Here is an 11852-nt window from a genome sequence, read left to right as displayed (position 1 = left end):
CACCTCCGGCTCCAGGACCTGCTCACAGCGCGGCAGATGCTTGGGCAACGCGCCGATGTTGCGGCGCGCCTTCTTACGTAGCTTATCGGACGGCTTCACCGCAGGTGCATCGTCGTTGGCAGCTGCCGGCGGCGTGACACTGGTCTCAAGATCGTCAAGCTCAAGCTCAAGCTGCTCGGCCACGAGCGTGGCAAGCCGTTCCGAGCGCTTCCCGAAGATCATCTCCTTGAGCGTCTGCATCGCAACACGCAGCTTCTCGTTCTCGGCGTCGAGCGCGAGCACCATCTCTGTTAGAGCGGCGGGATCAGTCGAGAGGACGTCCGGGCGAATCGCCATAAATGGACCATACATCCGCGCGGCGCAGGCTCCAGCGAAATCCTCTCCTCTCAGCCGACAACGGCCGGCTGCTTCACCGGCTTGGGCGAGACGCGCGTCCACTCGAGTCCGTCGAGCAGCATCGCGAGCTGTGTCGCAGTCAGATGCACCACGCCTTCGCGGATCGGCGGCCAGGTGAAGTGCCCCTGGTGCAACCACTTCGTCATCAGCACCATGCCGCTGCCGTCCCACGCCAGAAGCTTCACTCTGTCCGTGCGTTTGCTGCGGAACACGAAGACGTCCCCACAACACGGATTCGCACGCAGCGCTTCGCTCACCAGTGCCGACAGCGTATGCACCGACTTGCGGAAATCGACCGGCTGTGTCGCCAGCACCACCTTGAGGTCAGAGCGTAGCGCAATCACCGGATACCCCGAAGCGCCGCCAGCACGGTCGACAGCGTCGCCAGCTCAACGTCCGGCTCGACCCGGATGCGCGCCCCGTTCACCTCGATCTCGACAACTCCGCAAACCTTGGCCGGCGGCGCGGCGATCTCCAAAGGCCTCGTCTGTAGCCCGGAAATACGTTCATGCTCGCCCGCTGTCCCGCGATCGATCCCCGGACCAATTTGGATTGGCACGAAGTTCGGTGCCTTGCCCCCCACCGCCGCCGCAACTTGGCGGCGCCACACCGTAAGCAGCCCGCGCGAAACGCCATTGCGCCGCGCAACCTCGGAGATGTTCGCACCCTCCTCAAAGCTCTCCGCCACGATCCGGGCCTTCTCCTCGCTCGTCCACCGACGCCGTCGGCGCTCCCCGGTGATCACTGAGCGTGCTGCCGGTTTGATGGACACCCCGTTAAGCTAATCCCACCTTGCGCTCCATCTCGACCGAGCTGATATAGCCGATGGCCGAGTGTCCGCGGTGTTCGTTGTACAACAACGTTTGAGAACGGCCACAGGACCGTTCTTCGCGAGGTTCTTTATCGGCATCATCCATGGTTTGGGCGCCGAGTTTGCGTTCATGGAGCCGTCGACAAGGCTTTGATGTTGTTTTTCGCTGCACCTTGGACGGATCGCAAGGAGATCGTTGGCTGGAAGTGCCAGCAGGGATGTTCGACCGGACGGCATGCCCTGACGCCGAGCTTTTGACAGCTCAACCGTTTGTCAGCATCGATGCGCTTGCGGCGCTTTCTGCGCTTCTCGATCTGGCGTTGAAGGATCGAACGCCATCAGCTGCCCTGCTTTCTGGCGCATCCAGAGGCTCTCACGGTCAGAATCGGGGAGCGACTCATGTCACGCCAGACGGCAATGCCAGGGAGCGGATACCGACACAATCAACAACCGCGGCCGCAGCAGATGGATCTGTTCGGGAGCGGCCTGTCGAGCGGCGCCACCGGTGCGCCCACATGGTCGGAGCTTCCGGCGGAAGCGCAGGCGGCCCTTACGAGTCTGATGACGCAGTTGATCCTCGACCATGCCGCGACGACAGCGACGCCGCGCGCGAAGGAGGTCGGTCATGATCTCTGACAAGGTCAGGCCTCATCATCTGGAGAAGGGGATACTTTACGTGCGTCAATCCTCAGCACATCAGGTGCTACACAATCGCGAGAGCGGCGCGTTGCAATACGCCATGCGGGACCGACTGACGGCACTCGGATGGTCAGAGGTTGAAGTGATCGATGATGATCTCGGTCGCTCAGCCGCCGGCGGCGTACAACGCGCCGGCTTCGAGCGGATGGTAGCGGAGGTTTGCCTCGGTAAAGTTGGTGCGGTTTGCGCCCGCGAAGTCTCGCGCTTCGCTCGCAACAGACGGGATTGGCAGCAACTCATCGAGATGTGCCGCGTGGTCGATACCGTTCTGATCGATCAGGAGACGATCTACGCGCCAAGGCACGGTAACGATCGCCTGTTGCTCGGGCTCAAGGGCAGCCTCAACGAGTACGAGCTGGATCTGTTGCGCCAGCGCTCGCTCTCGGCCCGCTACGAGAAGGCGCGCCGGGGCGAGTTGGTTGTGGCAGCGCCCGTCGGCTTCGTGAAGGCCGGCGACCGTTATGAGAAAGATCCGGATCGGCGTGTCCAGGAGCGATCAAGCTGGTGTTCGACAAGGTCGAGGAACTCGGCAGCGCGCGACCGTTCTGCTGGCTCCACGAGTACAATCTCGATCTGCCGGTGAAGCGGACCAACGGCGCAACGGCCTGGCGGCGACCGAGCTACTCCGCCATCCACCGGATCATTGAGAACCCGGTCTACGGCGGCGCCTATGCCTATGGTAAGACGGCTGTCGCGGCGGGATACAGCGCCGTGGGTGTGAGCGTGAAGATCCGCCGCAGGCGCGGAGCGAATGGCTGGCGCTGAAGCCCAACACCCACGACGGGTATGTGAGCTGGGAGAGGTTCGAGGCGATCCGCACCATGGTCAGCAGCAACGCTCCCACCGGTCGGCATCACGGCGCGCCCAAGCATGGTGACGCGCTGCTGGCCGGTCTGATCCGGTGCAAGCGCTGCGGTCGCAAGCTCACACTCCGGTACTCCGGCATGAACCACCATATCCCGCGCTATAGCTGTAGCCGCGCCTGGATGGACAATGGCGGCCCTCACTGCATCGGCTTCGGCGGACTGCCCGTCGATGATGCAATCGAGGAAGCACTGCTTGGCGTCATCGGTCCGGGCGCTATCGCCGCCGCAACCGCTGCCGCCAAGGAAGCCAGGGGAACGGCGCGATCAGGTGCGCGATGCTCTCAGTCGCGATCTCGAAGCGGCGCGCTATGCCGCCGACCAGGCTTTTCCGGCAATACGATGCCGCTGACCCCGCGAGCCGGCTGGTGGCGGGCGAGCTTGGAGCGCGCTGGAACAGGACGCTCGCTCACGCAGCGGAGGTCGAGGGCAAAATCGCCACGCATAATGCGGCGATGCCTGCCCCCATTGCTGATCCAGCCTCGCTCGGCGTTCTGGCCTCGAACCTCAGAACGGTCTGGGATGCGCCGACGACGGATGCTCGCCTCAAGAAGCGCATTGTGCGCACCCTCATCCATGAGGTCGTAGCCGATATCGATGATGCGGCCTCCGAGATCGTCCTCGTCGTCCACTGGGTTGGCGGCGTTCACAGCGAGATACGCCTGCCCAAGCGTGAGCAAGCGCGCTATGAGGCCACTCGGGCTCGTCGGCGATATGAGGCTGTCGATCCCGACAATCGCCTGGTCGCCGGCGAGCTGGAGCGACGTTGGAATGAACGTCTGCTGGCCGTCCGCGCGCTCGAGGAAGAGCGCGGTGCACTGTTGGCCAAGCCGGAGAGTCCTCTGAGCGAGGCGGATCGCGAGCGGCTGCTTGCGCTTGGCTCCGATTTGGAGCGGGCCTGGAACAGTCCTGGGGCGACGCCTGCCACGCGCAAGGGGATCATCCGAACCTTAATCCACGAAATCGTTGTATGCGTCGGCGATGCGGCAATTGAGCTTGTGATCCACTGGCAGGGCGGCGATCACACAGCGCTAGAGACCAGAAAGAACCGCACGGGCCAACACCGCTGGAGCACATCCGCAGATGTCATCGATCTCCTGCGTGTTCTGGCACGCCAGATGCCCGACGGCACGATCGCGGCGGTCCTCGACCGAGCGGCAAGTCGACGGGGCACGGTAACAGCTGGACCCGCGCCCGCGTTCGTCACTTGCGCAACCAGCAAGCTATCGCACCCTACCGGGAAGGCGAACGCATGGAGAGAGGAGAAATTACTCTGGATGAAGCCGCCGCTGCGTTGACGGTCAGCCCATCGACGGTTCGCCGTCTGATCGCGGAGCGAAGCTTGCCCGCGCACCAGCTGTGCAAGGGCGCACCCTGGGTGATCAAGGCGCCTGATCTGGAGCACCCCGAGGTCAGGAACGCCGCGCAGGCGCGGCGCTTCCGGCGCCCGTCGTCTGGCGATCTCCGCCAAAGAGAGCTTGAACTATAATGGCATAACGAGGTGGGCAGTATGAATCGGACTCGGGCGGCCCGAACAGGAGCAAATTGGCACCCTTACCCAACCAGCTGTCACCGGCGGCGAGCGCCATCACCTGCGCCTTGGAGATCATCGGCACGGCCTCGAAGTCGAAGCCGCCGAAGGTCTTCCCAGCAGACAGCCGCGCCTCGACGAGATGGCGCTCGGTGAGCCGGCGACCGCGTTCGGCGATCTCGTGCTCGGCAATGGTGGCGAGGAAGCGGGCCGCTGGCCAACCTTCCTTGTCGGACTGCTCGGCAAATTGCGCCCACAGCACCTTGATGGCCGGGAGGCGGAGCTCGTTGAGCAACAGATTGAGGCGCGCGGTATCAACGGTATTGGCTACGCTCATGCGGCACCTCCGATCTCGGCAGTACCGATGAGGCATTCGTAGGTGGCAAGGGGGTGCGAGCTGCACCACGACGTTCGGCAGGTGGGCGGGTCAGGAGCGAAGTGAGCGCGCAGCCGGTTAGGTTCAGGCAGTCGGCCGGCCTCGAGGTCGGCGGTGAGCTGATCGGCGAGTTCGGTCTCGCAGCCGCGTTCATGAGCGAGCGCGAGGAGATCGACCATGATCCGGCAGGCTTTTTTGTCCGGCAAGCGTTCGCGCAACCGATCGAAGGTCTTCCAATAGGCATCGCGCGGGAACAGCCGATCTCGGTAGACCAGATTGAGAAGCGCCATCGGCTTGCGCCGCAGGGAATGGATCACGTGCCGATAATCTCGAGACGATCATCGTAAAGGCGCACCCGCAGCCGGTGACCGATCAGGCGCGATGGCACCGTGTAGAACACCTTGCGCAGGGTGAAGCCGCCGGACGATGTCACGCGGACGATCACCTCTTCGTAGTCGGAGGTGCGCCGATCGGGCAGCTCCTGCAACACCACGCGCTCGCTATCGATCCGCTTGGCGTTGCGGGCATTGCGGCGGCTGACGATCTCGTCGATGAAGCCGCGATAGGTGGCAAGATCGTCGAAGTCGACAGTTCCGCGCAGCAGCAAGGCATCCGCGATTGCTCGCTTCAGATGACCGTGGGGCCCTTCGATCGAATCATTCTCGTGAGCAACGCCTCGATTGTTGCGGGAATGCCCCATGCCGTAATGGGCACAAAGGGCCTCGTATCGCTGCGTCAGATCATCCCGAGCATGGCAATCGAGATTGCGGAATGCGGCCGACAGGCTGTCGGTCCGATGCTCCCGCGGCGCCCCACCGAGCGACCAGAGGGCATTCTGCAGGCCTTCGGCCAGGGCAACGAAGCTCTCACCGCCAAGCACGACGTGGGCGTGCGCGAACCCGCAATAGGCCAAACGGACGTGATAGAGACGATGATCCAGCGGTGCGCCGATTTGTCGCCAGTGATGCGTCGCCTGGTGGGCGCTCGCTTCGCCGATCTCCGCCGCCTCGAAGAACGGATCCGCGAATTGACACAGGAGATCGAAGCGGTTGCCGATCGAGAGGACGTCACCCGCCGGCTGATGACAATTCCTGGTATCGGCGCATTGGGTGCGACCGCCGTACTTGCCGCGATCGGTGATGGGCTGCAGTTTCGCAAGGCCCGCGACCTTGCTGCCTGGCTGGGGTTAGTGCCCAGGCAATACTCGAGCGGCGGAAAACAGACGTTGCTTGGCGTCAGCAAACGCGGCAACCGTTATCTGAGAAAGCTTTTGGTGCAGGGCGCGCGATCCTGCTTCCGGCATTTGGACCGGACGCGCGATCGCCTAGGAAGCTGGCTCGACGGGCTCCAGGCTCGGATGCATCCGAACAAGGCCGTTGTCGCTCTAGCCGCCAAGATGGCCCGCATTGTGTGGGTGGTCTTGAACAAGCCCGGAGCACTCTACGAACGCAGAGATCCTGCCTTGCCTGACGCTTCTGGCTTCGATTGCAAGGCTCGGGAACAGTGATGACGAAACAGTGGATCAACATGCCGTAAGCCCTGTGCAAAAAAGCGGGCTTCCTGCCCGAACTATTTATTGGGAACGGCGTGCGCGGATCTCATCATGGCGTGGCTGCAACAGCAGTCCACTCGCGAGAGGCCGGATACATTTATGCAACTGGAAGCGCTGCATCGCGAATCCGTGCCAGATGGTCGGCTCGAGGACACGCCTGATCAATCAGACGCGGGCTTTCTGCCTCGAGTACGGTGTACCTTTGCGTCAGGGTGCCGGAATATTCAATCTCGAGTTGCCGCGCGTTTGAATGACGAAGGAAACGCGCTTGAAGATCCACTTGGTCCTCCTCCTTCACGGCAACGAAGCGCATTGTCGGTCGCGTAGCGGCCTCAGCGATCGCCTCGGCGTCGATGATATCGTTCTTGTTTGACTTCACGTAGGGCTTCACGAATTGCACGGGGATCAGGCGCACCTTGTGACCAAGTGCCTGTATCTTCCGGGCGAGCCACTGTGGACCGACGCAGGATTCCATGCCAACTATGCTTGGTTGTGCGCGCGCAAAGAACTGAAGAAGGGTGTCCCCTCGAAAGCGAAATTTCTGAACAGGTGTGCCGTCGCAGCTCAGGCCAACGACGTGGAATAGGTTCTTGCCAATGTCGATTCCATAGACAGCCGCGGGTCGCGGCAAATTGCGATCGGCCATGATACTCTCCTCTTTAGTCTGCCCTTCCTATGATGAGGGAGGAGGACGGGGCGGTCCATCCCATTAATGGTGACGCCCGCGGGCAAGCGGAAAGCTGTCGCGTATCTCATGGTTGCCCACGGGATGAGCGAACGGCGGGCGTGTAAAGCCATCGGCTGCTGCCGCATGACCATCAGATATCTGACAATCCGGGCGGACGATGCCGTCCTACGGCAGCGCATGCGGGCGATCGCCCACGAACGCCGTCGTTTTTGTTTGTCGGCGCCTGCACGTGCTGCTCAACCGGGAGGGCTACCTGGTCAAACCACAAGAAGCTGTTCCGGGGAAGAGAGGCTTGCGGTACGCCGCCGCGGCGGCCGCAAGCGGGCCGCCCTTGGGACCCGGGCGCCAATGACGGTGCCGATGGCCCGCAACGATCGCTGGTTGCTCGACTTCGTGTCGGATCAGCTGACCTGCGGCCGCCGCTTCAGCGTCCTCACCGTGGTCGATGACTGCACCCGCGAGTGCTTGGCGCTAGTCGCCGATACCTCGCTCTCCGGCATCCGCGTGGCGCGGGAACTGGACCGGCTGATGTTCGAGCGCGGCGAGCCCAGGATGGTGGTCAGCGACAACGGCACCGAGCTCACCAGCAACGCCATCCTGACATGGGCCGATCAAAGCCCCGTCGGTTGGCATTACATCGCGCCGGGCAAGCCCATGCAGAATGCGTTCATCGAGCGCTTCAATGGCCGGCTGCGGGACGAACTGCTCAACGAGACGCTGTTCACGTCACTGGCGCAGGCCCTCGTCGCGCTCGGATGCGGGCGGGCCCACTACAACGACGCACGACCACACTCTCAGCTCGGATGGAAAACGCCGTCCGAGTTCGCCGACACCTGCCATCCGCGACGGGATCTGGCGCTGTGCGTTATGCCGAAGGCTCTGCGCCAGCTCCCGTCGCTCCCCCAACTGGGCAAATCCAACGACCGGGGCGAACTCAGGGCTGGATAAAACTTGGGGCAAGGTCAGCACGTGCGGATGCAGGTCAATGTGTTGGGTGCCGAGCGTCGGCGGCGATGGAGTTACGACGAGAAGGTCCGTCTGTCGAGGAGACGTTTGCAGGCCGGCGAGACGGTCTGCGGCGTCGCGCGCCGGCATGGGGTGGCTCACGACTTCCAGCTCTTCGAACGTCAGCGCCAACTGCGCTTGCGGGTAAATCCGCGCACCGTCGTCGGTTTGCCACAGCCTCTTCCGCCGCCAGCTCGTCCCCGGTGGCGTCAGATCTGACGCTTTAGCTTGGCGATCTGCAACTTCTGCTGCGCAATCAGTGCCTCGCATAGCTTGCTGTTCCGGCAGGCGCGCCAAGCCGCCTGGGCGGTGATGCGGTGCCAGCTCTGGTTCCTGTCGAGATCACACGTGCACCGGCATCGATCAGCACGTCGCAACTGGCGTCTTCGCCTCCTAAGCAACGCGCAACGGCTGGAATCATCGAGATCGAGCTTAGCGGCGGCTGTCGTGTTCGCGTTGATCGCGACGAGCTGCAGCGGGTTTTTGAGCTTCTGCGACGACGATGATCCCGCTCCCGAGCGGCGTCAGGGTATGGATCGCGACTGGCCACACCGACATGCGTCGGGCCATGCAAAGTTTGGCGCTTGCGGTTCAGGAAAGCTTGGAGCGCGATCCCCATGCCGGCGATCTCTATATCTTATGGGGCCGCCGCGGCCTTCTGGTCAAGATTCTCTCGCATGACGGCTTGGGCATGTCGCTCTATGCCAAGCGCCTGGATCACGGCAGGTTCATCTGGCCGTCGACGTCGGTCGGCGCGGTGTCGATCTCGGCAGCGCAAATGGCTTACATGCTCGAGGGCATCGACTGGTGGACTCCCCAACTGAGCTGGCGGCCGCAGAGCGGGGGCTAATCCAGGAAAATCCTCATATTGCCGACATTTGGGAGTCCCAATGCATTCAATCTGTGATTCACTGCGTCGCATGAATGCGGATCGCGACGCCGCTCCGGATGACGTTGCCGCCCTGAAGGCGGCGCCGGCAGCCGAGCGCGCTAAGGGTACGGAGATCGCCGCCGAGCTCGCGGTCGCCCGTGCGAAAGCGTCGGAAGACGCGCCGAGTGGCCAGACCTTCCCGGAGCACCTGAACTCAGGACTGGATAACACTTGGGGGCGAGGTCACGATAAATGTCAGTGGCTAGTTTGATGATGTTGTCGCAGCCGCTACCGCCGGGAATGTCCGAAGTTTTGTGTAAGCGATTTCTGTGAAGGTGGGTTTTGCGTTTGAGACATTGAAAGCTGGCATCGACGGCATGGCCGATAATTCTGCTTGGCCGGACCGAGCGGTCAAGCCCCGAAGCCGCGCAGCGGCGCGCCGCAGGCGCGGGGCTTGACGGCGAAGGTTCGGTCCAAACGATCATGGTCGGCGCCGTGATGTCGGTTGTGATCATCAGCGCGCTGTTCCGGGAAACCGCGCGCCGAAGTGGATGGCGAACTGCCCCATCGCGGCAGTCCATTCAACCGGTCGCCGCCAATAAACGCCAGCGTTCCTGAGGGCGAGATACAACAGCTTGAGCGCCGCCTCGTCGGTCGGGAAGCTGCCGCGGGTCTTGATGATCTTGCGCAGCGAACGATGTAGCGCCTCGACCCCGTTTGTCGTGTAGATCATCTTTCGGATGCCAGGCGCGAAGGCGAAGAACGGCACTACGTGCTCCCACGCTTTGCGCCAGATCTGGCCAATGGCGGGATAGCGCTTGCCCCATTCGGCCTCGAACTCGGCAAGCCTCAGCGCCGCCGCGTCGGCACTCTCAGCCCGATAGATCGCCTTTCGAGGGCAGGATCGCCTTGCGGTCCTTCCAGGAGACGAAGGCAAGGCTGTTACGGATCAGGTGCACGATGCAGGTCTGCACCAGCGTCTGCGGGTAGACCGATGTGATCGCCTCGGGAAACCCCTTCAGCTCGTCGACGACGGCAATCAGGATATCGTTGACGCCGCGCGCCTTGAGTTCGTTGACGACCCGCAGCCAGAATTTGGCGCCCTCGGTCTGCTCGATCCAGAGCCCGAGCGTCCTTCTCGCCATCGGCATTGTAGGCGAGCGCAACGTAGACCGCCTTGTTCTTGACCAGCCCTTCGTCGCGTATCTTGACCCGCAGCGCGTCAAAAAAGACGATTGGGTACACGGCGTCGAGCGGCCGGCTCTGGCATTCCCGGACCTCATCGAGGACGGCGTCGGCCACCCGGCTAATGAGATCGGGCGAGACCTCGGCGCCTTAGAGCTCGGCCAGGTGGCCCTGGATCTCCCGCACCGTCATGCCGCGGGCATAGAGGCTCAGGATCTTGTCGTCGAAACCATCGAACCGGGTCTGCCCCTTGGCGGTCAACTGCGGCTCGAAGCTGCCGGCCCGATCGCGAGGCACGGTAATCTCGATCTCGCCATCCTCCGTCAGGATCGTCTTCGAGCTTGTCCCGTTGCGGCTGTTGCCTGAGCCCCGGCCGGCAGGATCACCCTTCTCGTAGCCCAAATGCTCGGTCAGCTCGGCTCCAAGTGCGCGCTCGATCAAGGCCTTCTTGAGCTGCTTGAACAGCCCATTCTCGCCGGTCAGGTTTTCGGGCTTGCTGTAGTTCGCAAGAAGCTGGTCCAGCAGTTCAGGGGTAATCGTCGTATCGGTGGTCATGTGAGTCTCCAATTAAGGTAAACTCACAGAAACCTCCTTACACATCGTTCCGGACACCCTCCTACCGCCCCGCTCGCAGAGGAGGTCCGTAACGCACAGAGCCGTGGCACGAGCCACTATCGGTCGCAGCTATTTTATCAGACAAGACTCTGCATAAGAGTCGTTGAGGTCCGCGATCGCCTTGCGGATGGCCCCGTTGAGTTCGTCAAGCGAGAAGAAGCGCCGGTTCCGCAGCCGCGCCAGCACAAACCGCTGGACGATCTGCACCGCCACTTCCACCTTCGCCTTGTCGCGTGGTTTGCGCGGACGCGTGGGCAGGATCGCGGTGCCGTAGTGCTCGGCCAGCTCCTGGTAGGTGCGGTTGATGCCCGGCTCATAGCGACAGGTGGCGGTGACGCCGGCCTTCAGATTGTCGCAGACGATCGCCTTCGGCACGCCGCCGATCGCGCGCAACGTATTGGCGTGCAGCCCGATCCAGTCGGCCAGCCCTTCCGACCAACGCGCCTCGGCAAAGGTGTAGTTGGATGCTCCTAGCACCGCGACGAAGACATGGGCCAGCCGCTGCGCGCCGGTCGCGGCGTCGAACACCGGCACCGTGTCGCCCGCGAAGTCGACGAACAGCTTCTCTCCAGGCCCATGCGTCTGCCGCATGGTCGGCGAGATCGCCTCGCTCCATTCCCGGTAGAGATCGCAAAACCGGCTGTAGCCATAGCCGTCGGCGTGCTCCGCGCGATATTCCTCCCACAACAGGAGCAACGTCACGCTGCGCCGCTTCAGCTCCCGGTGCACCGCCTTCCAGTCGGGCAACGGCCGCGCCGGCTTCTCCTCGAATGTCGGCGGCGTGAACAGCCGGCGCTCGAGTTCGCCGTCGTCCATCCCTTCCGGCACCGGCCAGGTGATGCCGATCACGGCAGCCCGCCGCAGATACTCGCCAACCGTCGATCGGCTGATGCCGACCGTGACGGCGATCTGCCGCTCGCTCACGCCAAGGGCGTGCCGCAGTCTCAAAACTTCTCGAACCTTCCGCATCGGCGCTCTCTCGGCGGGCATCAGACCTTCCCTTGCTTGGTCGCAAAGGTGGGCTGGTCCGCGATTCGATCGCCGTCTTCGAGAGCGTCAGGCGGTCTCAACAGGGTGGCCGGCTTCGATCGGAATGGGTGGCCGACTTCCGTCGGAATCGGTGGCCGGATTGCGTCGGAATACTGGAGGGTTCAAATAGGTCCCGCGTCGCAGATCTCGCCGCAAGTCCAGCGCGGGACCTATTTGAAGCTGGATTGAACGAAGCCGCGTCTTGTGAGCGAGGACCTATGGGGGCTCGAT

The 11852-nt window shown here is 63.0% G+C and carries 11 protein-coding genes and 7 pseudogenes; 10 read left to right on the top strand and 8 right to left on the bottom strand.

The window, feature by feature from the left end; genetic code table 11:
• From RPS27_RS09025 to tnpA, 3 genes are all read right to left on the bottom strand, one after another.
• On the bottom strand, nt 1–336 hold a 336-nt coding region (locus RPS27_RS09025), incomplete at its 3' end, for a transposase (RefSeq protein ID WP_313753972.1).
• Nucleotides 337–386: 50 nt separating this feature from the next.
• Nucleotides 387–740 (bottom strand): IS66 family insertion sequence element accessory protein TnpB, encoded by a 354-nt coding sequence (gene tnpB, locus RPS27_RS09020; RefSeq protein ID WP_128955119.1) that lies wholly within the window; start codon nt 738–740, stop codon nt 387–389.
• Complete coding sequence (tnpA, locus tag RPS27_RS09015) at nt 737–1168, bottom strand: IS66-like element accessory protein TnpA (RefSeq protein ID WP_128955120.1); 432 nt, start codon at nt 1166–1168, stop codon at nt 737–739. The genes tnpB (RPS27_RS09020) and tnpA overlap by 4 nt, the downstream gene beginning before the upstream one ends.
• 438 nt (nt 1169–1606) lie before the next feature.
• Between tnpA and RPS27_RS09010 the strand changes: the two genes are divergently transcribed.
• From RPS27_RS09010 to RPS27_RS08985, 6 genes and pseudogenes are all read left to right on the top strand, one after another.
• Nucleotides 1607–1843, top strand: coding sequence for a hypothetical protein (locus RPS27_RS09010; protein ID WP_210326194.1), 237 nt, complete (start codon nt 1607–1609; stop codon nt 1841–1843).
• Nucleotides 1833–2489 carry a recombinase family protein gene (locus tag RPS27_RS09005; RefSeq protein ID WP_210326196.1) on the top strand — a complete coding sequence of 219 codons (657 nt, stop codon included), beginning with the start codon at nt 1833–1835 and terminating at the stop codon, nt 2487–2489. The genes RPS27_RS09010 and RPS27_RS09005 overlap by 11 nt, the downstream gene beginning before the upstream one ends.
• Nucleotides 2411–2671, top strand: coding sequence for a recombinase family protein (locus RPS27_RS09000; protein ID WP_232995627.1), 261 nt, complete (start codon nt 2411–2413; stop codon nt 2669–2671). Before RPS27_RS09005 ends, RPS27_RS09000 begins: the two co-directional genes overlap by 79 nt.
• Nucleotides 2672–2727: 56 nt before the next feature.
• Nucleotides 2728–2886 (top strand): annotated as a pseudogene (locus RPS27_RS08995) (zinc ribbon domain-containing protein); the annotation flags it as partial.
• A 161-nt stretch (nt 2887–3047) separates the two neighbouring features.
• Nucleotides 3048–4067 carry a hypothetical protein gene (locus RPS27_RS08990; RefSeq protein ID WP_232995665.1) on the top strand — a complete coding sequence of 340 codons (1020 nt, stop codon included), beginning with the start codon at nt 3048–3050 and terminating at the stop codon, nt 4065–4067.
• The gene (locus RPS27_RS08985; protein WP_232995628.1) at nt 4022–4258 is read left to right on the top strand and encodes a helix-turn-helix domain-containing protein; all 237 of its coding nucleotides are present in this window, start codon (nt 4022–4024) and stop codon (nt 4256–4258) included. The genes RPS27_RS08990 and RPS27_RS08985 overlap by 46 nt, the downstream gene beginning before the upstream one ends.
• Before the next feature lie 34 nt (nt 4259–4292).
• Here the strand turns inward: RPS27_RS08985 and RPS27_RS08980 are convergent.
• Together RPS27_RS08980 and RPS27_RS08975 are read right to left on the bottom strand one after the other, a co-directional pair.
• Nucleotides 4293–4637: pseudogene (locus RPS27_RS08980) on the bottom strand (ATP-binding protein); the annotation flags it as partial.
• Nucleotides 4634–5625 (bottom strand): annotated as a pseudogene (locus tag RPS27_RS08975) (IS21 family transposase); the annotation flags it as partial. The pseudogenes RPS27_RS08975 and RPS27_RS08980, both read right to left, overlap by 4 nt.
• Here RPS27_RS08975 and RPS27_RS08970 point away from each other — a divergent pair.
• Nucleotides 5626–6183, top strand: a pseudogene (locus RPS27_RS08970) (IS110 family transposase); the annotation flags it as partial.
• Between the two features lie 313 nt (nt 6184–6496).
• On the opposite strand, the pseudogene RPS27_RS08965 reads toward RPS27_RS08970, so the two are convergent.
• Nucleotides 6497–6874: pseudogene (locus RPS27_RS08965) on the bottom strand (transposase); the annotation flags it as partial.
• Nucleotides 6875–6940: 66 nt separating this feature from the next.
• Here RPS27_RS08965 and RPS27_RS08960 point away from each other — a divergent pair.
• The 3 genes and pseudogenes from RPS27_RS08960 to tnpB (RPS27_RS08955) form a co-directional block, all read left to right on the top strand.
• Nucleotides 6941–7864 (top strand): annotated as a pseudogene (locus RPS27_RS08960) (IS3 family transposase); the annotation flags it as partial.
• A gap of 27 nt (nt 7865–7891) precedes the next feature.
• Nucleotides 7892–8140, top strand: a complete 249-nt coding sequence (locus tag RPS27_RS39665) for a transposase (RefSeq protein ID WP_128955121.1) — start codon at nt 7892–7894, stop codon at nt 8138–8140.
• A gap of 283 nt (nt 8141–8423) precedes the next feature.
• Entirely contained in the window at nt 8424–8771 is a 348-nt protein-coding gene (gene tnpB / locus RPS27_RS08955; RefSeq protein WP_128929859.1) for an IS66 family insertion sequence element accessory protein TnpB, read from the top strand.
• A gap of 535 nt (nt 8772–9306) precedes the next feature.
• Here the strand turns inward: tnpB (RPS27_RS08955) and RPS27_RS08950 are convergent.
• Nucleotides 9307–10532, bottom strand: a pseudogene (locus RPS27_RS08950) (IS256 family transposase).
• Nucleotides 10533–10661: 129 nt separating this feature from the next.
• A complete protein-coding gene (gene istA, locus RPS27_RS08945; RefSeq protein WP_164934314.1) occupies nt 10662–11561 on the bottom strand; it encodes an IS21 family transposase in 900 nt (299 codons plus the stop codon).
• Nucleotides 11562–11852: the final 291 nt, after the last annotated feature.

Source organism: Bradyrhizobium sp. WYCCWR 12699 (assembly GCF_032144035.1).
GTDB lineage: Bacteria > Pseudomonadota > Alphaproteobacteria > Rhizobiales > Xanthobacteraceae > Bradyrhizobium.
This window is presented reverse-complemented; position numbering and strand designations above follow the sequence as displayed.

What these genes read in the sequence shown, in the direction of transcription:
- RPS27_RS09010 (WP_210326194.1), top strand. Translation starts at nt 1,607, where the DNA reads ATGTCACGCCAGACGGCAATGCCAGGGAGCGGATACCGACACAATCAA.
- RPS27_RS09005 (WP_210326196.1), top strand. Translation starts at nt 1,833, where the DNA reads ATGATCTCTGACAAGGTCAGGCCTCATCATCTGGAGAAGGGGATACTT.
- RPS27_RS08990 (WP_232995665.1), top strand. Translation starts at nt 3,048, where the DNA reads ATGCTCTCAGTCGCGATCTCGAAGCGGCGCGCTATGCCGCCGACCAGG.
- RPS27_RS08985 (WP_232995628.1), top strand. Translation starts at nt 4,022, where the DNA reads ATGGAGAGAGGAGAAATTACTCTGGATGAAGCCGCCGCTGCGTTGACG.
- RPS27_RS39665 (WP_128955121.1), top strand. Translation starts at nt 7,892, where the DNA reads ATGCAGGTCAATGTGTTGGGTGCCGAGCGTCGGCGGCGATGGAGTTAC.
- tnpB (WP_128929859.1), top strand. Translation starts at nt 8,424, where the DNA reads ATGATCCCGCTCCCGAGCGGCGTCAGGGTATGGATCGCGACTGGCCAC.
- istA (WP_164934314.1), bottom strand. Translation starts at nt 11,561, where the DNA reads ATGCGGAAGGTTCGAGAAGTTTTGAGACTGCGGCACGCCCTTGGCGTG.